The organism is Alistipes sp. dk3624, from assembly GCF_009557455.1.
In the GTDB taxonomy this organism is placed as follows: Bacteria; Bacteroidota; Bacteroidia; order Bacteroidales; family Rikenellaceae; genus Alistipes_A; species Alistipes_A hominis.
On record NZ_CP045651.1, the window covers coordinates 1,066,026 to 1,087,518 of the forward strand.

General features: G+C 55.4%; 18 protein-coding genes and 2 pseudogenes. 15 read left to right on the forward strand and 5 right to left on the reverse strand.

What is annotated here, in order from left to right; translation table 11 throughout:
* Positions 1 to 29 precede the first annotated feature (29 nt).
* Genes GFH31_RS04490 through GFH31_RS04510 form a run of 5 tightly spaced genes read left to right on the forward strand, consistent with a single transcriptional unit; the run spans position 30 to position 3,124 of the window.
* Positions 30 to 1,253 carry a phage portal protein gene (locus GFH31_RS04490; RefSeq protein WP_118655767.1) on the forward strand — a complete coding sequence of 408 codons (1,224 nt, stop codon included), beginning with the start codon at positions 30 to 32 and terminating at the stop codon, positions 1,251 to 1,253.
* A 12-nt stretch (positions 1,254 to 1,265) separates the two neighbouring features.
* Positions 1,266 to 1,733 (forward strand): hypothetical protein, encoded by a 468-nt coding sequence (locus tag GFH31_RS04495; protein ID WP_055205236.1) that lies wholly within the window; start codon positions 1,266 to 1,268, stop codon positions 1,731 to 1,733.
* 11 nt (positions 1,734 to 1,744) lie between these two features.
* Complete coding sequence (locus GFH31_RS04500; RefSeq protein ID WP_153498135.1) at positions 1,745 to 2,164, forward strand: phage holin family protein; 420 nt, start codon at positions 1,745 to 1,747, stop codon at positions 2,162 to 2,164.
* Complete coding sequence (locus GFH31_RS04505; protein WP_101573871.1) at positions 2,161 to 2,658, forward strand: transglycosylase SLT domain-containing protein; 498 nt, start codon at positions 2,161 to 2,163, stop codon at positions 2,656 to 2,658. The genes GFH31_RS04500 and GFH31_RS04505 overlap by 4 nt, the downstream gene beginning before the upstream one ends.
* Entirely contained in the window at positions 2,633 to 3,124 is a 492-nt protein-coding gene (locus GFH31_RS04510; RefSeq protein WP_055205233.1) for a hypothetical protein, read from the forward strand. Before GFH31_RS04505 ends, GFH31_RS04510 begins: the two co-directional genes overlap by 26 nt.
* Positions 3,125 to 3,139: 15 nt before the next feature.
* On the opposite strand, the gene GFH31_RS04515 is transcribed toward GFH31_RS04510, so the two are convergent.
* A complete protein-coding gene (locus GFH31_RS04515) occupies positions 3,140 to 3,694 on the reverse strand; it encodes an NUDIX hydrolase (RefSeq protein WP_153498134.1) in 555 nt (184 codons plus the stop codon).
* Between the two features lie 281 nt (positions 3,695 to 3,975).
* On the opposite strand from GFH31_RS04515, the gene GFH31_RS04520 reads away from it, so the two are divergent.
* From GFH31_RS04520 to GFH31_RS04540, 5 genes and pseudogenes are all read left to right on the forward strand, one after another.
* A complete protein-coding gene (locus GFH31_RS04520; RefSeq protein WP_118458704.1) occupies positions 3,976 to 5,799 on the forward strand; it encodes a DEAD/DEAH box helicase in 1,824 nt (607 codons plus the stop codon).
* Positions 5,800 to 6,012: 213 nt separating this feature from the next.
* Positions 6,013 to 6,282: a co-chaperone GroES gene (groES, locus tag GFH31_RS04525; protein ID WP_153498133.1), complete on the forward strand. Its 270-nt coding sequence runs from the start codon at positions 6,013 to 6,015 to the stop codon at positions 6,280 to 6,282.
* 41 nt (positions 6,283 to 6,323) lie between these two features.
* Entirely contained in the window at positions 6,324 to 7,958 is a 1,635-nt protein-coding gene (gene groL, locus GFH31_RS04530) for a chaperonin GroEL (protein ID WP_055205229.1), read from the forward strand.
* 618 nt (positions 7,959 to 8,576) lie between these two features.
* A pseudogene (locus tag GFH31_RS04535) lies at positions 8,577 to 8,797 on the forward strand (biotin/lipoyl-binding protein); the annotation flags it as partial.
* A gap of 1 nt (position 8,798) precedes the next feature.
* Positions 8,799 to 9,904, forward strand: a pseudogene (locus GFH31_RS04540) (TolC family protein); the annotation flags it as partial.
* Positions 9,905 to 10,159: 255 nt separating this feature from the next.
* On the opposite strand, the gene GFH31_RS13030 reads toward GFH31_RS04540, so the two are convergent.
* Both GFH31_RS13030 and dnaK read right to left on the reverse strand, forming a co-directional pair.
* Positions 10,160 to 10,291, reverse strand: a complete 132-nt coding sequence (locus GFH31_RS13030; RefSeq protein ID WP_118458702.1) for a helix-turn-helix domain-containing protein — start codon at positions 10,289 to 10,291, stop codon at positions 10,160 to 10,162.
* 207 nt (positions 10,292 to 10,498) lie between these two features.
* Complete coding sequence (dnaK, locus tag GFH31_RS04550; RefSeq protein ID WP_081032614.1) at positions 10,499 to 12,445, reverse strand: molecular chaperone DnaK; 1,947 nt, start codon at positions 12,443 to 12,445, stop codon at positions 10,499 to 10,501.
* A gap of 283 nt (positions 12,446 to 12,728) precedes the next feature.
* Between dnaK and GFH31_RS04555 the strand changes: the two genes are divergently transcribed.
* Both GFH31_RS04555 and GFH31_RS04560 read left to right on the forward strand, forming a co-directional pair.
* Positions 12,729 to 13,493, forward strand: coding sequence for a M48 family metalloprotease (locus tag GFH31_RS04555; RefSeq protein WP_118458700.1), 765 nt, complete (start codon positions 12,729 to 12,731; stop codon positions 13,491 to 13,493).
* 21 nt (positions 13,494 to 13,514) lie between these two features.
* Complete coding sequence (locus GFH31_RS04560) at positions 13,515 to 14,426, forward strand: glycerophosphodiester phosphodiesterase family protein (RefSeq protein ID WP_153498132.1); 912 nt, start codon at positions 13,515 to 13,517, stop codon at positions 14,424 to 14,426.
* A 79-nt stretch (positions 14,427 to 14,505) separates the two neighbouring features.
* On the opposite strand, the gene GFH31_RS04565 is transcribed toward GFH31_RS04560, so the two are convergent.
* Positions 14,506 to 16,875: a family 78 glycoside hydrolase catalytic domain gene (locus GFH31_RS04565; RefSeq protein ID WP_153498131.1), complete on the reverse strand. Its 2,370-nt coding sequence runs from the start codon at positions 16,873 to 16,875 to the stop codon at positions 14,506 to 14,508.
* A gap of 254 nt (positions 16,876 to 17,129) precedes the next feature.
* Here GFH31_RS04565 and GFH31_RS04570 point away from each other — a divergent pair, with 254 nt between their 5' ends.
* Entirely contained in the window at positions 17,130 to 17,666 is a 537-nt protein-coding gene (locus GFH31_RS04570) for a DUF4251 domain-containing protein (protein WP_055205220.1), read from the forward strand.
* Between the two features lie 19 nt (positions 17,667 to 17,685).
* A complete protein-coding gene (locus GFH31_RS04575) occupies positions 17,686 to 18,267 on the forward strand; it encodes a DUF4251 domain-containing protein (protein ID WP_055205221.1) in 582 nt (193 codons plus the stop codon).
* A gap of 101 nt (positions 18,268 to 18,368) precedes the next feature.
* Here the strand turns inward: GFH31_RS04575 and GFH31_RS04580 are convergent, their stop codons facing one another.
* Positions 18,369 to 19,688 (reverse strand): acetyl-CoA hydrolase/transferase family protein, encoded by a 1,320-nt coding sequence (locus GFH31_RS04580; RefSeq protein ID WP_101573861.1) that lies wholly within the window; start codon positions 19,686 to 19,688, stop codon positions 18,369 to 18,371.
* A gap of 150 nt (positions 19,689 to 19,838) precedes the next feature.
* Between GFH31_RS04580 and GFH31_RS04585 the strand changes: the two genes are divergently transcribed.
* A complete protein-coding gene (locus GFH31_RS04585) occupies positions 19,839 to 21,371 on the forward strand; it encodes a hypothetical protein (protein WP_172970777.1) in 1,533 nt (510 codons plus the stop codon).
* The last annotated feature ends 122 nt before the right edge of the window (positions 21,372 to 21,493 follow it).

A 21,493-nucleotide genomic window follows, 5' to 3' on the forward strand; every position in this document is an offset into this window, starting at 1 on the left:
CTGTTTCCCGTTGAAAAAAACTCATTCCGATGAAAACGAAAAATACATCCAGAAACCTGTATGTGCGCGGGAATACGGTCAATCCGTTCGCAGCGGCCGGCCCCGACAAGGCGGGAAACGAACGTTACTGGCGATGGGGATCGGACAACCTGTTCCCGAATGCCCTGGCGCTGATGTCGCGCCGGTCGCCCACACACCGGAGAATCATCAACGACAAAGCGGATTACATCTCGGGCAAAGGATTCACCTGCGATCCGGAACGCCGAACGCTGGCGGCCATCGCGGAACGGGCGAACGGGGCCGGAGAATCGCTGCGCGTGATCCTCAATAAACTGGCATTCGACAAATCGCTGTTCGGAAACGCATTTCTCGAAATAGCGACCGACCCGGACGAAACATCCCTGTCGCTGTTCCACCAGGACGCCTCGCGGTGCCGGGTCGCACGGGACGGAACGCACATCTTGCTGCACCACGACTGGACCGCATTCACATTGCAGCAGGCCAAATCGCTGCCGCTCTACCCGATATTCGAACCGGCCCCGGACGGGACGCTGCGGTCGATCGTTCATTATAAAGACTACGAACCGATGTTCGAACACTACGGACTGCCGGCCTACATCGCCGGACTGAACGTATCGGCGATCGCCTACAAGACCGACCAATGGAACATCAGCCGGTTGGACAACTCGTTCCAACTGTCGGGTATCATGGTGCTGGACGGAGACGTGGATAACGAACAGGACGCTTACGACATCATCTCGGCCGCAGAAAAACGATTCGCCGGAAAACCGGGACAGGTGATGTTCATGGTCAAAAACACCGAAGAGACGGACAACTCGAAATTCGTACCCATCGCCTCGGCCAACGAGGGAGACTGGAAACTGCTGCACGACCAGGCTACGTCGGACATCGTGGTCGCACATTCGTGGTTCCGGTCGCTGAGCGGACTGGACTATACGACCGGATTCAACGCCGAACGCATCCTGCACGAATATGAAATCGCCCTGAACACGCTGATTCTCGGAGAACAGCAGGAACTGCTGGAACCGATCCGGACGGTCATCGAACGCTGTCTGCACTGCGAGGCGTCGTCGTTGCAAGTCATCAACCGCCCTCCCACCCGATCAAAACCGCTGTACATGAAAGTGTGGGAAGCCCGCAAAAACGACGGGCTGAGCTACGACCCGGACGATCCGGAACAGAACCTCTACCTGGCGCAGATCACCAAATACGCGCTCCGCAACATCGACTAAACACGCAAAGACATGACCGACTTACTGATTACCGCCGCCGAAGTGCTGGAAACGGCCTTCCCGTCGAACGAATACGTTCCGGAAGGGATGATCGTCCCGGCCCGAATCGAAACGGCGCAACTGGGATTCCTGCGCCCGGTATTCGGCAAACTGTACGACAAACTGGGCGAAGAACCGTACGCGGCTTTTTGCCGGACATATATAAAGCCCGCGCTGGCTTACTACGTACGCTACCTGATGGTAGACGAACAGTGCGCCGCGATCGGTGCGGCCGGCATCCGGCAGAACAAATCCGCCTACACGGAAGCCGTCCCGGACAGCCGGCTGCACCGGCTGCGCAGGCAGGCGCGCAACGATGCCGACACGCTGCTGGACAAGGCGATCGACTACGTGGAAAACAATCCGGCGATGTTCCCGGAATACGACCCGAAAGAAAATATCCGCCGCCGGGTCTTGATAAAAGGCGGATTCATTCTGTAAAAACGCCTCGTATGAAACAAATGATCGGAACGATCTCTTCGGTCGCGGCCCTGTTCGCGCCGGTGCAACCGCTGGTATGCTGCGCGCTGGCATTCGTATGCGTCGATTTCGCAACGGGCGTCGCGGCGAGCTACAAACGCGCCGGACGCATGAAACGCCCGTGGGCCTTCGAAAGCGACAAGGCATGGAGAACCGTCTACAAGCTGGTCTTCGTCACGGTAGGCATCGCGATGACGTGGCTGATCGACACCTGCATCCTCCCGTTCGCAGGGCTGCGCCTGGCCAACCTGTTCACAGGATTCGTCTGCGGCGTGGAGCTGTGGAGCTACCTGGAGAATGCAGCCGAAATATCGGAACACCCGCTATTCCGGAAACTAAAAAAATACATGAAACAGGAAATCGACCGAAAACTCGAAAAAAATTCGCTATGATCTACGAAAACAAAGTCCCGCCGGCATTCGCCGGTAAAGTAAAACAAATCGCAGCCCGACTCGGCGTCAACCCGGATCACCTGATGGCGATCATGTGGAGCGAAAGCCGCCTCGATCCCTCGGCGCGGAATCCGCGCGGCGGGGCCGTCGGGTTGATCCAGTTCATGCCGGCTACGGCGGAAGGACTCGGAACGACCGCAGAAAAACTATTGAAAATGACCGGGGAAGAACAGCTCGATTACGTCGAACTGTTTTTCAGGCCCTATGCCGCACGCTGCCGGACGTTCGCAGACCTCTATCTGGCTTGTTTTTTCCCGGCCGCCATCGGCAAACCGGACGGATACGTCCTACAGACCCGGCGGCTGCCGGCCCGTGTGATCGCCCGGCAGAACCCGATTTTCGACACCGACGGAGACGATAGGATCACCGTCGGCGAATTCCGAGCAAAACTGAAATCGCTGATTCCCGATGCGCTGCATCCGTACCTTTTTTAAATGCGGTCTGCCGGTACTGCTGACGGCGACGGTCGCAGGGAGCGGCTGCAGGACAAGCAGGAACCTGCAATCGCACGACCGGCAGTCGCTGCGCGACACGACGGCGACCGTCCGATCGGAAAAAGACAAGGTTGCGGAACAACTGACCGACGACTGGGAAAACTGGGAGATCGTCCGTACCGAATACGTTTTGAAAGGCCGCGACACCGTCCCCGATACGATGCGACGGATACCGGCGGGAATCAAACGGGTCACCCGCGTACGAGGTATCAGACACAGCACCTCGGTCAATAAAAAAGAAGAACAGGAAAAAACGGCGCAATCCGTACGACTCCGCCGGACGGAATCGCAAACGGAGACTGCGAAAACCGTAAAAAAATCCTCCGCCGGACGAATTGCACTGTATGCGATCGGGCTGGTCGCACTGTGGCTGGCGCTCCGTTCGATCGGAAAACGGTTATTGTAAAACCGGATCGAAACTCTAAAGCAAGCGATTCTCGGCAAAATACCGCCAAAGCGGAGCCGCATGCAACGCTTGTTTGACCCGGTCGGTCAACAGCAGATCACGGACCTCGTCCTGTGAAAGCAAGTGCACGGTCAGGTCTTCGGTCGCTTCGAGATGCTGCTCCGAAACGGGTTCGACATCCTCGGCGACAAAACAATGGGTCAGGTTGGTATGCGTAGACGGATTGGCCGAAACGGTCATCAGCTCGCGCCACGTTCCACGGCCGTAACCGGTCTCCTCAAGCAACTCCCGTCGGGCGGCGGCGAGCGGCGAGGCATCCTCCGGATCGCAAACCCCGGCACACAGTTCCATCAAGGCGCACCCCAGACCGTGCCGGTACTGACGAATGAAAACGAACTTCCGATCGCGGGTAATCGCAATCGTATTCACCCATTCCGGATATTCGAGAACGTAGTATTCGGGAACCGGATTCCCGTTAGGCAGCACGATGGATTCCCTGCGCACCGTAAGCCACGGACGGTTGAAAAGATACTCGCTCTGCAATACTTCCACTTTTTTCTCTTCGGACATTTTACACTCTTTAAACGCAACGGCAATTTTACTCAAAATTTTCCGGGCCGCAAAACGATTTCAGGAAATCGGACAGACACCGGTAAGTCCGGAACAAAAAACGTGATACTGAGAGGAAAACCGCGACAAAAACAAAATTTGTCGCGGTTTTCCATTTATTTACGTATCTTTGCCGCAAATTTATGATTTGTCACTTGTATCGGAATTGCGTCGCCCTGACGCCATGACCTAAAAAATTTACATGTCGGTCATATTTTACACCACAATAACTATACATATACATGGTTCAATTAGAAGAATTCGGAGCGCTCGGACTGACCGATGTCACCCTCGAAGCCATTAAAGCGAAAGGCTTCGAAACCCCGTCTCCGATCCAGAAACTCACGATCCCCGTTCTGCTCGACGACGAAAAAACAAACGATATCATCGCACAGGCCCAGACCGGCACCGGTAAAACCGCCGCTTTCGGCCTGCCAATCCTCGAACGACTGCGCCCGCAGAAAGGAGCGACCCAAGCGCTGATTCTGGTTCCCACCCGCGAACTGGCCCTGCAGGTTACCGAAGAAATCCTATCGTTCAACGCCAAACGCAAACTCGTCATTTCGCCGATCTACGGAGGAGCTTCGATGACCGAACAACTGCGGCGTCTGGGCAAAGGCATCGATGTCGTAGTCGGCACGCCCGGCCGCATCCTCGACCACCTGCGTCGCGGAACACTGGACATCAAGGCCCTGAAATACCTGATCCTCGACGAAGCGGACGAAATGCTCAATATGGGCTTTATCGAAGACGTCGAAGAAATCTTGTCCAATACGAACGACTACCGCCGCATCCTGCTGTTTTCGGCGACCATGCCCGAACGGATCATCCGCCTGTCGAAAAAATACATGCGCGACGTGGAAATCCTGCGCGTACCGGCACAAGAAGTCACCACCGAACTGACCGACCAGATCTACTTCGAAGTGCGCGACAGCGACAAATTCGACGCGCTGACGCGAATCATCGACGTCGAACCCGAATTTTACGGGATCGTCTTCTGCCGCACCAAGATCGGCGTGGACGAAGTGGTCAACAAGCTGACCGAACGCGGGTATGCGGCCGAAGGACTGCACGGCGACGTTTCGCAGGTACAACGCGAAAAAATCCTGAAACGATTCAAGAAAAAGCTGGCCAATATACTGGTAGCCACCGACGTGGCGGCGCGCGGGATCGACATCAACAACCTGACCCACGTGATCAATTATTCGCTGCCGCAGGACACTGAATCCTACGTGCATCGGATCGGCCGCACGGGCCGCGCCGGCAATACCGGTACGGCGATCACGTTCATCTCGCATTCGGAATACCGGCAGTTCAGTTCGCTGAAACGGGAAATCAAAGTGGACATCAAGAAAGTCGCCCTGCCGTCGGCGCAGGATGTCGTCGAGATCAAAAAGACCAAGATCAAGGACGACCTGATCGAAATCGTCGAAAGCGAGTCGTACCGCAAATATACCGAAATGGCCGGCGAGGTGCTGCAAAACCTCGACCCGGAAGTGGCGCTGGCGGCCCTGCTGAAACTGGCGTTCAAAAACGAACTCGAAGAGAGCAGCTACCCCGAAATCCGTTCGATCAACGTCGACCGCAAAGGAACGGCGCGGCTGTTCATCTCGATCGGCAAAATGGACGGTTTCGACGCCCGCAAACTGACCGACATGCTGAAACGCGAGTGTCGGCTGCCGGACAACAAGATCGACGACGTACGGGTGATGGATAGCTATTCGTTCGTAACCGTGCCGTTCTCGGACGCCCGGCAGGCGATCCGCCAGCTCAACGACATCAACCGCGGAGGACGCCCGATCGCGGAACTCGCCAAAGACGGCGATTCCGGCGAAAACAGGGAACGTTCGGGACGGGACTTCCGGAAAGAGAAGCGCAAAGGCGCGCGGAAAGAGGATCGGAAAACGGAACGCAGGGACGCCGCCCGCAAATCCGGCGGAAATCCGAGAAAAAACGACTTCGACTGGAACAACGTCCAGTGGGATGCGGTCAATCCGGCAGCCGGCTGGGGCGGCAAAGCGGGCTTCGACAAACGGGCCGGCGGTAAGAAACGCGGCAAACGGTAACGCGCATACCGAAAACACACGGCCATTCATGTCAAAGTGACAGGGCAAACTGACAGAGAAAGGACTCCTTTGTCAGTTTTTTCGTTCGAAAACCTGACATTTCCCGTTTGGCATATTATGTGTAAAAGAATGGAACGTTTCCGTAAAAGGAATGTCCACCGGAAACGGCAAATGAAAACCAAACATTAACAAACTTAAAAAAATAACGACGTTATGAAAATTAAACCATTAGCAGACCGGGTTCTGATCGAACCCAATCCCGCAGAAGAGAAAACGGCCGGCGGATTGTTCATCCCCGACACAGCCAAAGAAAAACCCCTCGCAGGTAAAGTGATCGCCGTAGGCCCCGGAACGGCCGATGTGAAGATGGAAGTGAAGACGGGCGACCAGGTCCTTTACGGCAAATACGCCGGCACCGAGATCAACATCGACGGTAAAGACTACCTGATCATGAAACAGGGCGACATCCTCGCCATCATCTAATCGTTCAACTCAGTATAAACCCAATTCAAACAATCAAGATTATGGCAAAAGAGATTAAATACAATACCGAAGCGCGCGAACAACTCAAGGAAGGTGTCGACGCGCTGGCAAACGCTGTGAAGGTAACGCTCGGCCCGAAAGGACGTAACGTTGTAATCGATAAGAAATTCGGCGCTCCGCAGGTGACCAAGGACGGCGTGACCGTAGCCAAAGAGATCGAACTCGAAGACCCGATCGCCAACATGGGCGCCCAGATGGTCAAGGAAGTGGCCTCGAAGACGGCCGACGACGCCGGCGACGGCACCACGACGGCTACCGTGCTGGCGCAGGCCATTGTCGGCGTAGGCGTGAAGAACGTAACCGCAGGCGCGAACCCGATGGATCTGAAACGCGGTATCGACAAAGCGGTCGGAACCGTCGTCGAAAACCTGCGCAAGCAGAGCCAGGAAGTGGGCGGCGACATTAGCAAGATCGAACAGGTAGCCACGATTTCGGCCAACAACGACAACGCGATCGGCAAGCTGATCGCCGAAGCGATGGGCAAGGTGAATAAGGAAGGCGTCATCACCGTAGAGGAAGCCAAAGGCACCGAAACGCACGTAGACGTAGTAGAAGGGATGCAGTTCGACCGCGGATACATCTCTCCGTACTTCATCACCGATTCCGAAAAAATGGAAGCCGTGCTCGAAAAGCCACTGATCCTGATTACCGACAAAAAGGTTTCGACGATGAAAGAGCTGATGGGCGTGCTCGAACCCGCCGCACAGAACGGACGTTCGCTGGTGATCATCGCCGAAGACGTCGACGGCGAAGCGCTGGCAGCCTTGGTTGTCAACAAACTGCGCGGCACGCTGAAGATCGCCGCCGTGAAAGCTCCGGGTTTCGGCGACCGTCGTAAAGAGATGCTCGAAGACATCGCCATCCTGACCGGCGGTACGGTGATCTCCGAAGAACGCGGCATCCGCTTGGATCAGGCTACGCTCGACATGCTGGGCTCGGCCGACAAGGTGATCGTCACCAAAGAAAACACGACCGTCGTAGACGGCGTTGGCAACAAGGAAGCCATCGCCAACCGCGTCGCACAGATCCGCAAGCAGATGGAAATCTCGACTTCGGATTACGATAAGGAAAAACTCGCCGAGCGTCTGGCCAAACTGGCCGGCGGCGTGGCCGTACTGTATGTCGGCGCTGCCAGCGAGGTGGAAATGAAAGAGAAGAAAGACCGCGTGGACGATGCGCTGGCCGCAACCCGCGCCGCCGTAGAAGAGGGCATCATCCCGGGCGGCGGCGTAGCCTACATCCGCGCCGTAGCAGCTCTCGAAAAGATGAAGGGCGACAACGACGACGAAACGACCGGTATCCAGATCGTGAAACGCGCGATCGAAGAACCGCTGCGCCAGATTGTAGCCAACGCCGGCGGCGAAGGCTCGGTAGTGGTCGCCAACGTCAAAGAAGGCAAGGGAGCTTACGGCTACAACGCCCGCGCCGACAAATACGAAGATATGTTCAAGGCCGGTATCATCGACCCGACGAAAGTGGCCCGCGTCGCGCTGGAAAATGCAGCTTCGATCGCAGCCATGTTCCTGACGACCGAATGCGTACTGGTCAACAAGAAAGAACCCGAAGCTCCGGCAGCGATGCCGCAGGGCATGGGCGGTATGGGCGGAATGATGTAATCGCCCGGCGAAACGGAAAAATCCCCGGCTTTGCAGCCGGGGATTTTTTTATGTCTGCCTCCGGAACCGCGTACGCTTCAACTTTTTCGACCGGACGGAAAAATTTCCCCTTACCGATTACGGGATGATCGCAGATGTTACCAAAACCATCTGCGATTTGACATTCAACAGGATACCACGAATATCCCCATATTCGTTTCATCATGCCTTATGGCGGCGGAAAGGTTTCCTTTTTCCATGACGGGCAGCCGTGACATGAACAAAGAACTGAGCAAAAAGCGGAATAGACATACGAGAACGCCTCTTGCCTATGGCAACCTTTTTAAAACCATGTGAAATATGTAAAAAGGTTGTTTTTTCTACCGATAGTCCTTTTTCTCCGGATCGGTCAAACTTATCAGATATAATAATGCAAAATCTTGATGAATAACTGTCTCGTAGTTCCTGACTGATTATTATTCTTATTCGCTGGCTTATTCGAATATACAGAACACAACATAAGCATTTCGGAACACTGTTGTCTACTGTACATTTGATAATTTCGCACACAAAATCAGAAAATGGACAAAAAATGGCTAAAATTAATCGGCTTGACCGGTTGTGCAATGCTGATGGCGTCAAGTATCAGGCACTATCGAACGTCTGTGCGTAAGCGAAGGCGAGAAAGTGCGCCGGGACAAGTTCTCTTCATCATCGACCAAGTGCCCTATAAAGCGGCCCTGCGGACAGCAACGGCGGACGTGGCGGCAGCCAGAGCGAACCTGAAAACAGCAGAACTGAACTTCAACAGCAGCAAGGAACTCTATGCGCAGAAAGTCATCTCACAGGTCAATCTGGAGATTGTCAGCGAAGTTGGCATATCTCCCCTCTCTGTATCTCTCCCCGCAAGGGACAATAAGCAGCTTCGACGGCGGCAAGGCTGCCAAAACCTACTCGGTGCCTGTTACCGCCAGTTGGGAGATAGATATTTTCGGTAAGTTACGTAACGCCAAGCGACAGTCGCAAGCATTGTATGCACAGAGCCAGGATTACAGACAAGCCGTACGCACGCAGGTAATAGCCGGAATCGCCAATACATATTACACGTTGCTGATGCTCGACGCCCAGCTCGAAATATCAGAGCAGACGAAAATATCGTGGAAGGAATCGGCTGATGCCACCCGCGCCCTGATGAACGCCGGAAGAGCGGATAACTCTGCCGTGTCGCAGATGGAAGCCGCTTATTACAGCGTGTGCGCCTCCGTACTTGACCTGAAAGAACAAATCAATCAAGTCGAAAACAGTATGTCGTTGTTGTTGGCTTCCACTCCTCATACCATAGAACGTGGCAAGTTAGACACCTTAAATATACCTACAAGCTTTTCTACCGGCATTCCAGTCCAACTGTTGTCAAACCGTCCGGATGTCCGGGCTGCGAAACGCTCCTTGGAACAGGCATTTTATGCCGCAAACCAGGCGCGTTCCGCTTTTTATCCATCCATAACACTGAGCGGAAGCGCGGGGGGGGGCAAATTCGGCAGGGAGTACGATTGTCAATCCCGGAAAGTTCCTCGCCTCGGCGGTAGGTTCGCTCCCACAACCGCTCTTTGCACGAGGGCAACTTACCGAACAGTTGAAAATAGCCAGCCAAGGCCCAGCAGGAAGAAGCTCAGCTCAGTTTCCAGCAGGCACTTTTGCAAGCCGGAACCGAGGTGAACAACGCCTTGACACAATATCAGACGGCGCGTGACAAGTCGGCACTGTACGAGAAACAGGTGGAATCCTTGCAGACAGCATATAAGAGCACTTCCCTTACCATGCAGTACGGCAATACGACCTATCTGGAGGTACTGACGGCACAGCAAAGCCTCCTGAGCGCCCAACTGACACAAGTAGCCAACCGCATCACTGAGATACAGGGGCTTATCAGTCTCTATCAGGCACTGGGTGGAGGATGTGAAGAGTGACTGTTTTAAGTCTATCCTCAAATATACATTTCATAAAGAAACTACATCCCAAAAGTTAGACACAAAACTTTTGGGATGTAGTTCAAAATGTGTTGCCGCCGAATTTTGAGACTACGTTACCCCTTTTTATCGCCTCCTTGCGGAGCTGTCAACAGAAAGTTTTTGAAGTCATAAATGAGTTTGGAGGCATTTCTTCTTCAAATGGGCTCTTACGAATATCCCAAGGAGCCTTTATTTACGTGACATCTATCAGTGTCATTCTCTCTCCGAGATTACGCGCACCTTGATCTTCCCCTGCCTAATCCATCTATATAACGTGGGCTTGGAAATATTGTATTTGTTGTAAACCTGAATCACCGATAAGAACTGACGCCCCCTCGGCTCCATTAACAATGGCTTGTCGTCTTGCTTCCTTTTTTCAAAGCATGTTTTTTACTGCGGAATGTTTCATCTTTTTTATCACTTTAACATCAATTCATGAATCAGGTAGATAAATCACGTCAAAATAAGTATCCCCACGGTTAATCCGAATAAAAAAAGTGGAGCGTAACTCGTTGAGATACGCTCCACTTCGTTATTGATGATTGTTTGACCTTACTTCACTTCTTCGAAATCCACGTCGGTCACGTTGTCGTTCGAGGTTTGTCCGGCTCCGGCGCCCGCGCTGCCCGAAGCGGAGCCTGCGCCCGCATCCGCGCCTGCGTCGGCGCCCGGGTTCGCCTGCGATGCTCCGGCGGCCTGCTGTGCGTTGTAGATGTCCTGCGAAGCGGCCTGCCATGCGTTGTTCAGTTCGGTCGTCGCCGAGTCAATGGCGGCAATGTCCTGCGATTTGTGCGCGTCTTTCAACTTGCCGAGGGCGGCTTCGATGGCGCCCTTCTTGTCAGCCGGGATCTTGTCGCCGTACTCCTTGAGCTGCTTTTCGGTCGAGAAAATCATGCTGTCGGCGGCGTTGACCTTGTCGACGCGTTCGCGTTCGGCCTTATCTTTCTCCTCGTTGGCTTTCGCCTCGTCGCGCATCTTCTGGATCTCCTGTTCGGTCAGGCCGGACGACGCTTCGATCCGGATCTTCTGTTCCTTGCCGGTGCCTTTGTCTTTGGCCGATACGTTCAGAATGCCGTTCGCGTCGATGTCGAACGTCACCTCGATCTGGGGTACTCCGCGCGGTGCGGCCGGAATGCCGTCCAGGTGGAACCGTCCGATCGTCTTGTTGTCGCGGGCCATCTGGCGTTCGCCTTGCAACACGTGGATCTCCACCGACGGCTGGTTGTCGGCTGCGGTCGAGAAGACTTCGCTCTTGCGCGTCGGGATCGTGGTGTTCGCGTCGATCAGGCGGGTGAATACGCCGCCGAGCGTTTCGATTCCCAGCGACAGCGGGGTCACGTCGAGCAGCAGCACGTCTTTCACTTCGCCGGTCAGCACGCCGCCCTGGATGGCGGCGCCGATAGCGACCACTTCGTCCGGGTTGACGCCTTTGGACGGCGTTTTACCGAAGAACTCTTCGACCACTTTCTGGATCGCCGGGATACGGGTCGAACCGCCTACCAGGATCACTTCGTCGATCTGACTGTTGCTCAGTCCGGCGTCGGCCATCGCTTTTTTGCACGGCTCGATCGTCGCGCGGATCAATCTGTCGGCCAGTTGTTCGAATTTGGCGCGCGTCAGGGTCATTACCAGGTGCTGCGGAATCCCGTCCACCGGCATGATGTACGGCAGGTTGATCTCGGTCGAGGTCGAGCTCGACAGTTCGATCTTCGCCTTCTCGGCGGCCTCCTTCAGACGCTGCAGGGCCATCGGATCCTTACGCAGGTCGATGTTATGCTGTTTTTTGAACTCGTCGGCCATCCAGTCGATAATCACGTGGTCGAAGTCGTCGCCTCCGAGGTGCGTGTCGCCGTTGGTCGATTTCACTTCGAATACGCCGTCGCCCAGTTCCAGAATCGAAATATCGAACGTGCCGCCTCCGAGGTCGTATACGGCGATCTTCATATCCTTGTTCGCCTTATCCAGGCCGTAGGCCAGCGCTGCGGCCGTCGGTTCGTTGATGATACGGCGCACTTTCAGACCGGCGATTTCGCCCGCTTCCTTGGTAGCCTGGCGTTGCGAGTCGGAGAAGTAGGCCGGAACAGTGATGACGGCTTCGGATACTTCGGTGCCGAGGTAATCCTCGGCGGTCTTTTTCATTTTCTGCAGGACGATCGCGGAGATTTCCTGCGGGGTATAGAGTCTGCCGTCGATATCGATGCGCGGGGTGTTGTTGTCGCCTTTGACCACTTTGTAAGCCGCCCGTTCAATGTCTTTGCCGACCTGATCGTAAGTCTCGCCCATGAAACGCTTGATCGACGTGATCGTACGCTGCGGGTTGGTGATCGCCTGCCGTTTGGCGGGGTCGCCCACTTTCCGTTCGTTGTTGTCCACGAACGCTACGATCGAAGGTGTCGTGCGGCGTCCCTCGCTGTTGGGGATCACCACGGGTTCGTTACCCTCCATCACGGCAACGCAGGAGTTCGTAGTACCTAAGTCAATTCCAATAATCTTTCCCATAGTCGTTATCTCGTTTAGTTGTTTTATGCTGAATTTTTTGTTTTCGAACTTGATTTATCAATCTTTATGCCAAGCGGCAAAACGGGCGGTTTGGCCGCTGCCGACTGCCAAAGAGGTTTCGATTGTCGGACATGCTGGCACGGAGTCTGCCATTTCGTCTGAAAAAATACCCGAATAAAAGGGTTCGTTGCAAATTTTGGGCCGCCGGTATTTTTTATGAAACGGAACGTCCGTTTTTTCTATATAAAGTTCTACATTTGCGCAGGATAAATACAACGATATTATGAAAAGGAATCTTGTTTTTGTATTGCTGCTGACGCTCTTCGGTACGGGGGCTTCGGCGCAGCTCAAGGTGGGCAAGCTGCTCAAGGCGGGCGGCAATCTGATCAGCGCCGTTACGCTGACCGATGCGGACATCGCCGAGATGAGTAAGAGCGCGGTTGAGAAGATGGATCAGGAGAATCAGGTCGATACGTCGGATTACCACCGGCGGTTGCAGCGGTTGACCGAGAACATCTCCGTCGACGGCCTGAAGCTGAATTTCAAGGTCTACCTGACCAAGGACGTCAATGCGTTTGCCTGCGGCGACGGCAGCGTGCGGGTGTATAGCGCGCTGATGGATACGATGTCCGACAGCGAACTGATGGCGATCATCGGTCACGAAATCGGTCACGTGGCCCGCACCGATACGAAAGATGCGCTGAAAAACGCTTACCTGCGTTCGGCGGCCCAGAATGCGGCCAGTTCGGTCAGCGGCAGCGTCGCCGCCAGACTGTCCGAATCGCAATTGGCCGAGTTGGCGAACTCGCTGGCGCAGGCCCAGTATTCGCAGAAGCAGGAATACGACGCCGACGAGTACGGATTCGAGTTCTGCCTGAAAAATAATGTCGATCCGTATGCGATGTACCATGCGCTCGATAAACTGGCCGATATGTCGAAGACGAACCGCAACAACGCTTCGGCGATCGTGAAGGCGTTTGCGACGCATCCGGACAGCTACAAACGCGCTCAGCGCATGAAGGAAAAGGCCGACGCACTGCAGCATTGATCGGCGTAAACGGATAAAACTATGAAAAAACTTTCGGGAATTTTTCTTATCTGCATCTTGGGCTTTTCGTGCGCCAGGAGTGGGGAAAGTGCCGTACCGACCCGGGTGGACAGCATCGTTTCGAGATTGGAAGATCCGGATACTCGGTCGGTAATCGTGGTGGCCCATCGGGGCGATTGGAGACACAGCGTCGAAAATTCGCTTCAGGCCGTTCAAAATGCGATCGATATGCAAGTGGATGTGGTCGAAATCGATGTCCGCAAGACTGCCGACGGCCGTTTGATCCTGATGCACGACGCGACGATCGACCGGACGACCAACGGCAGCGGCAAGGTTTCGGAACTGACGCTCGATTCGATCCGGAACTGTTATCTGAAAGCCGCCGACAGTACGCTGACCGATCTGCGGGTTCCGACGCTCGATGAAGTTTTCGAGATAAGCAAAGACCGGATCATGCTCAATATCGACAAAGGGTACTGGATATTCGACGATGTTTACGCGCTGGCCGAAAAGGCCGGCACCACCCGCCAGATTATTATGAAAGGGGATCAGGCGGCCGATCAGGTGCTCGAAAGTTTCGGGCGTTACCTCGACAGGGTTTTTTACATGCCGATCGTCAATTTGAACAAAGAGGGTGCGGAAGAAGCGATTGCCGATTTTCAGGAGAAAATCCGTCCGGTAGCTTATGAGTTGTTGTATAAAAGCGATACCTGCCAGACGCCGCTCAGGGTCAAAAATCAGTTGGCCGGGAAATCGTTGATCTGGTACAATACGATGTGGAACGGGATGTCCGGCAGCCGTTATGACGACCGGGCGGTCGATGATCCCGACCGGGTGTACGGTTACCTGATCGATTCGCTGAACGCGCGGATCATCCAGACCGACCGGCCGGGGTTTCTGATCCGTTACCTCGTATCGCGCGGACAGCACTGATTGTTTTCGAAGGTGATAAAAGGCAGGGAGCGGAAAATTTTCCGCTCCCTGCTTTGTTTTCGGCAGATATCGTTTGTCGTTAGAACCGGATCGGATTGACGCCCGGATGCAGTTTGACGGTTTTGCCGTTCCAGACGAAATCGCCGGTCAATTGCCCCGGCAGAGCGACTTGTCCGGATAATTTATCCCCGTCGCGTTGCAGTTCGACCGTGATGTCGCCCTGCGGATGCGGTACGACGCCTTTGATTTGTTTCAGGCGTCCCGGATGCGGGGCGATCCGCACCGTAGCGAATCCCGGCGAAGCGGGTTCTACGCCGCAGACCGTTGCCAGCAGGTCGTAATTCGGGCTCGAACTCCAGGCGTGGCAGTCCGAACGGGTTGGTTCGGGGGTCTCGGCGAAGGTGGTGAGGCCGATGTCGATCATCTGCTGCCACGGCCCGAGCATTTCGGTATAACGATCTGCCAGACCGACCTTTTTCAGTGCGCGGATCAAATAGAATTTGTAATAGAACGTGGTTTGCGTGAGCGACGGATCGCTGTCGATCCGTTCGAATACGGCGCGCTGGTCTTTGTGCGGAATGGCGTCGGTCAGGATGCCCATGATGTTGACGTGCTGGCTGTAAGTCGGACTGCCGATATAATCCCGCAGCAATCCTTTCGATGCGTCCCAGCACTTTTCGTAAACGTTTTTCTTCAGTCCGGCGGAGATCGCCGCATACTCTTTCGCTTCGGCGGGCCGGTCGTAGCGGCGCATCAGGTCGGCTGCGTCGTCCAGCGCGGCGGCCAGTTGCAGCGTGGTGATCGCCGAACCGGACGAGTCGCTTTCGGGCGCGATACCTCGTTCCCACGAGGTGGCCCAGTCGGTGAAGTTCCAGTGCGGAAGACCGTTCTTCAGCAGGCCCGTGTGCGGATCGATCTTTTCGGTGAACCACGACAGCACGGTGCGGATGCCGGGTAGGAAGCTTCGCACGAAAGCGTCGTCGCTGCGGTGCATCCAATAGTCGTGGATCATGCCGATCCAGTAGAGCGAAAAAGGCGGAATGTACTGCGGAATGTGGCTCGGGTAACGGCTGCAGGTGATTCCCTCGTACGAGCGCGAAAGGTCGTACATCCGGATCGCCTTGCGCACCAGCCGGTCGTCGCCGGAGACGTACAGCGAGATCAGCGCCTGGATCCGCGTGTCGCCGGCATACTGCAATTGTTCGTAATAGGGGCAGTCGAAATAGGTCTCGTGGGCGCAGAGTCGGGCGGTGCGCCAGCCCGTTTCCCAAATTTTCTCCAATGCAGGGTCGTCCGATTCGAAAGAGCCGCGCACTTCGAACGGATAGCCCGTGTAGATGCCGTACAGATCTTCGACGACGAGCGGCGCCGCTCCGGTTTCGATGTCGAGTTGGATATAACGATAGGTTTTGAACCACAGCGGGCGGAACAACCGTCCGTCGGCTCCGTCGGGCAGGAACTCGTCCGCGAATCCTCGGCACTCGCGGCCGTCGATTTCGTTGCGGTTTCCTTTGCCCCGTTCGTCGAACAGCGCTTCGGAATAGGTCAGTTTGATTTTGCTGCCTTTGCCTCCGGATACTTTCAGTTCCGGGTAGGCGGTGGTCAGGAATCCCTGGTCGAGCAGCACGGTGCATTTCGTGCGGGCCGGGATTTTCAGCGGCGACCGGCCGTCGATGAACGTCGGCAGCGATGCGAGTCCCTGTTGCCGGCGCACGGCGGTCAGGCGTTGTTCGGTCAGTTCCATCATCGGGATGTCGCGCGGGGTCAGAATCCAGTCGCTTTCGCCGTAACCGGGCGCGCCGTAGGTTTTACCGGGCGAAAAGCCGGTGGCCGCATACCATTTCGAATCGTCGAAGCCGACGGTTTCCCACCCCCACGGGTATTTCGTGCCGTCGATTCGGTCGTGGCCGCCGATGTAGCCGGCTTCCGGACAGTTGAACAGCGGCGAGAAGGATTCGTCTCGCAGGACGAGCCAGCTACCGTCGGTGTTGACATCGTCTTCGACGGACGAATTGCCCTGTACGATCAGACCGGTCTGCCGGCTGATCTGCGCTCCGGGGCTACGGGTTCCCAGGTTCCATACCGTGACGGCCAGCACGTTTTGGCCCGGTCGCAGCAGCGGAGCGATGTCGACCGTTTCGTAATACCAGCGGTTCAGATCGCCGCGCGCCGGGCCCCAGCACGCTTCTTGTCCGTTGACCAGCAGCCGGTAGCGGTTATCGGCCGAGATGTTGATAACGAACCGCTCCGGTTTTTTCGGCAGGTCGAAACGTTTGCGGAAGCGGTAGACGCCGTAATCGTACGGAGAAAAGCCTCCGTCACAGATCCATTGGGCGCTCCAGGTGCCGGTGAGCTGCCGTTCGCCGGGCTGTGTCGACGGCAGCGACGCTCCGGCCGACCAGCAGCCGACAGTCATCAGGAAGGTAAGTAACAAGCGAGTGTTTTTCATAAGAAGTTCGGTTAAATTCGGATAAACCCTCAAACGGGTTGAGACTAACAAATATAGGGATTAAACGGCGATTCGGTCGTACACTTCGGGATATTTGTAGTCTAAACGGTCTAATTTATTCGCTTTCCAATATTTAGGCAGGGAATTTGATTTTACACGGAGAAAGCATCATTGCGGGGATGGCATGAGCCTTTCCGAAATTGCTACGGTAAGCAAATTTATCAAAATTCATGTCACTTTAATCTATTAATGTTATGAAGTACGTTTATTTAATTCTGGCCGCTGCGTTGTTGGCGACGTCGGCCTCGGCCCAAACGGGAATGACCCGGGAACAGATGGAAAGTCGTCACCAGGAACGAGTACAAATGCGCGATGCGCGTCATCAGACCGAGATCAAACAGATGGATTCGATCGTCCTGAACCGTTACTACAAGTTCATGCCGACCAGCTTCCAGCAGGAACCGGCCGGGAACATGCACCAGATCTATTCGATCATGTATTCGTTGGCGATGTACAAGGACTACGTGGACATCGATATCCCGTACATCGTAGGCGTGGTCGCTCCTTATCATTTGACGATCATGAACTACATTACGTTCGACATCCAGAAGTATACCGCCGTTCAGAACGAGGACGGGTGGACGATTTCTTTCTCGTCGAATCTCTATTCGGACAATACCTATACGTTTACGTTCAAAATCTACTCGATCACCCGCGAGGCCGTGCTGAACATCGCTTCGACCCTCTATCCGACGGTGACCTACTACGGTTCGATCCAGCAGATCTATTAAACTTCGGCGAAAAGACGTCATGAAAAAATGGTTGCTTTTTACGATGCTCGCCGCCGCGCTGACGGCCGCCGCGCAACAGCCCGACCGGCGCCAGCGCAGCGCCGCCGAACGCCAGTTGCGCCAGCAGCGTTTCATGGAGCGACTGGATTCGATGGTGGCGTCCGGAGATTTCCAGTTTCTGCCGGTGAGCATGGAGTGGGGGCCGCGGGGCGGCTCGCAGATCATCAACGACTTTTATTATTACATCGGGATTTTCAAAAACCGTTTGCAGGTGCATATTCCGGTGGTGATCGGCAGGGCAATGACCTATAATGCGGTCGTCAATTTCGACACCGACAAGATGACCGGCTTCCGGACGCAGCGCAACGACTCCGGATGGAAAGTGTCGTTCGCGGCTACGGATAATACCGGGACGGCCTATACGTTCGTCTTTACGATTTACGACCAGACCGGACAGGCCATATTGGATATGGTTTCGAACCGGAACCTGATGCAGTATTCGGGTACGATCGTCGCGAACGACAAACTGCCGGAATCTACCGATCCCGCGCCGCCGATGAAAAGGGGGCCGGACGGGAAACTGGTTCCCGAAGATATTTGACCGGGGGCGTGCCGGAACGTACCGATGCGGACCGCCGATATAAAAACAGCGGAGGCTTATAAAAGCCTCCGCTGTTTTTTGCGGATCGAAACGGGGAACGATCAGATTTTCGTCGTAGCTTTGATGTAATGGTGGTGCGCTCCGTAGCGGTCGAAAGCCGCGCGGTCGAGCGCTTCGCGGTGATCCGGATGCGCGACGCTGATAATCAGCCGCGCACGCTCCTGCAGCGATTTCCCGTACAGGTTGACCGCGCCGTATTCGGTGACGAACCAATGCACGTGCGAGCGGGTGGTCACCACGCCGGCGCCGAGGGTCAGTTCCGGGGCGATCTTGCTGATTCCCTTGTTCGTTACCGAAGGCATCGCGAGGATCGCCTTACCCCCCTCCGAACGCGATGCGCCGTAAATGAAGTCGATCTGGCCGCCTACGCCGGAGTAGAATTTCGTGCCGAGCGAATCGGCGCAGATCTGGCCGGTCAGATCGACCTGCAGGGCCGAGTTGATCGCCGTCACCTTCGGATTCTTGGCGATGACGAACGGGTCGTTCGTATAGCCGACGTCCATCATGGCGACGCCCGGGTTGTTGTCTATAAAGTCGTATACTTTCTGCGAACCCATCAGGAACGTGGAGACCATCTTGCCTTTGTCGATGGCTTTGTTGCGTCCGTTGATCACGCCGCTTTCGACCAGCGGCAGCACGCCGTCGGCGAACATCTCGGTGTGGATACCGAGGTCTTTGTGCCCGGTCAGTTGGGCGAGCACGGCGTTCGGGATCGCGCCGATGCCCATTTGCAGGCAGGCGCCGTCCTCGATCAGCGCGGCGCAGTGCTTGCCGATCGCCGTTTCGGTCTCGTTCGGGGTCGAGAAGTGAGCCTCTTCGAGCGGCTTGTCGTCCTGTACGAACAGGTCGATGTCGTCAACGTGGATGAACGCGTCTCCGAACGAGCGCGGAACGTGTTTATTGATGACGGCGATCACCGTACGGGCGCACTCGACGGCGGCCAGCGTGGCGTCGACCGAAGTGCCCAGCGATACGTAGCCGTGCGCGTCCGGGGGCGATACCTGAATCATCGCCACGTCGCACGGCAACGTGCCGCTGCGGTACAGTTTCTGGGTTTCGCTGAGGAATACCGGGATGTAGTCGGCGTAGCCCGATTGGGTCACCTTGCGGACGTTGCCGCCTACGAAAAACGAGTCGAGCTGGAAAATGCCTTCGAACTCCGGAGCCGCGTAGGGAGCGGGCCCTTCGGTGTGCAGATGGTGCACGTGCACGTGTTCGAATTCTTTGTTGCGTCCGCGGTCGCACATGGCGTTGATCAGGCACTGCGGCGCGCTGGCCACGCTGCTCAGGTGAATGTGATCGCCGGTTTTGATCACTTTCACCGCTTCGGCGGCCGGAATGAATTTGATTTGTTTGGTCATTATAAATTATCGTAGTTAGTTAGACTCGGGACTTTTGAATAAAACGGTGCAAATTTAAGCATTAATTAATGGATAAAAAAGGCCTTTTGAGGATTTTTGATTTACTTTGCAACCTTTATGGTACGGCGCATTTGCTTATTTTCAGAGGATATGGCTTCTTTTTTCCGGGGAATCACACCGAAATACATCATTCTGACGGGGTGTCTGTTTACGCTTCTGTTCGCGTTTTTCAGCAACGAGGTCTATCATCCGGACGAGCATTTCCAGATTCTCGAATACGCGCACATGAAGCTTTTCGGAACGCCCGTTCCGGCCGAACTGCCGTGGGAATACGTCCTGATGATGCGCCCCGGACTGCAACCGATGATCGCCTACGGACTCGGATGGCTGTTGGATGCCGGAGGAATCTATTCTCCGTACCTGTTGTTCTCGCTGCTGCACGTATTGAGCGGGGCGCTGTCCATCGTGTCCGTACTCGCATTTTACCGCGCCGTTCGCGGGACGCTGTCCGGACCGAGCGAGGAGAAGTGGCTGTTGTTGCTGAGTTTTTTCCTGTGGTTCATGGTGTATCTCCATGTGCGGTTCAGTTCCGAAACGTTCTCGGGGAATCTGCTGTTGTTGCTGGTCTCGGTCTATTTGTCATACGGGCAGCGGGAGCGGAAGCGCCCTTTCGTGTGGGGCGCAGGGATGGGATTGTTGGCGGGCGCGGCCTTTATTTCGCGCTACCAAGTGGGATTCGCGTTGTTCGGATTCGGGCTCTGGCTGCTGGTGTTCGCCCGGCGCTGGCGACTGCTCGCCGGCCTGGCTTTGGGAGGAGCCGCGATGCTGGGCGTCGGCGTGCTGGTCGATTACTGGCTGTACGGGACCTGGACCTGCTCGCCGGTCAATTACGTGAGGGAAAATATCCTGAATTCCCACATCGATAAGTTCGGCATCAAACCGTGGTATTTCTACCTGAGCGATACGGTCAGCAAGGGATTCGTCGTTTACGGCCTGGCGATTCTTGCGGCGACGTGCTGGTTTTTCGTTCGGAATCCCAAACACGTCATCACCTGGACGATGGTGCCTTTCCTGCTGGCGCACCAGTTGGTCGGCCACAAGGAGCTCCGCTTTTTGTTCCCCGTGCTGCCGTTTATTCCCTTTTTCGCCGTTTTGCTGGCGCGCGACCTGCCGCAGCGGTTGCTGCGAAACCGGATCGTCCGGTTGGTCGGCGTGCTCGCCGTCGTTCTGAACTTCGCGCTGATCGTTTATAATGTCATTCCGATCAAAAATACGGATATCTTTTTCTACCGGATGATGGACGACTACTGCCGCGGCAAAGAGCGGGTGTGCGTGCTGAACGTGAAGGACGAACCCACTTATTACAGCTACGGCGAATTCATGATCGGCCCCCGCGTGGTCACTGCCCGTTTTTACATGCCGCGCAATATGGAGCTTCGCTTGGCCGGTTCCATATCGGAACTGGAACGCGAGGCCCGGCGATTGCGCAGAACCTGCCCCGACGTGTTTATCTTGTCCGGCGACGAGCGCCTGCCCGAGCACACTGCGCTGCCGGTGGAGAAAGTCGCCTGGAATCCTTATCCGAAGTGGATTATCCGCTATTTCAATTTCAACGACTGGGTCAGCCTTAGTATCCGGCGTAAAAACCTCTACAAAGTCGGCGCGTCGGCCGGCGAAAAATAATCTTTTTTTACATAAGGGGGGCGTTTTGCCGCGGGCGGAGGCGTTCGCGTGGCGGACCGACCGTATTTGAGCTGGTTGCGTGGCGTCGTGCGGTATGAAAATGGAACCGGCTGCAAAAAAAT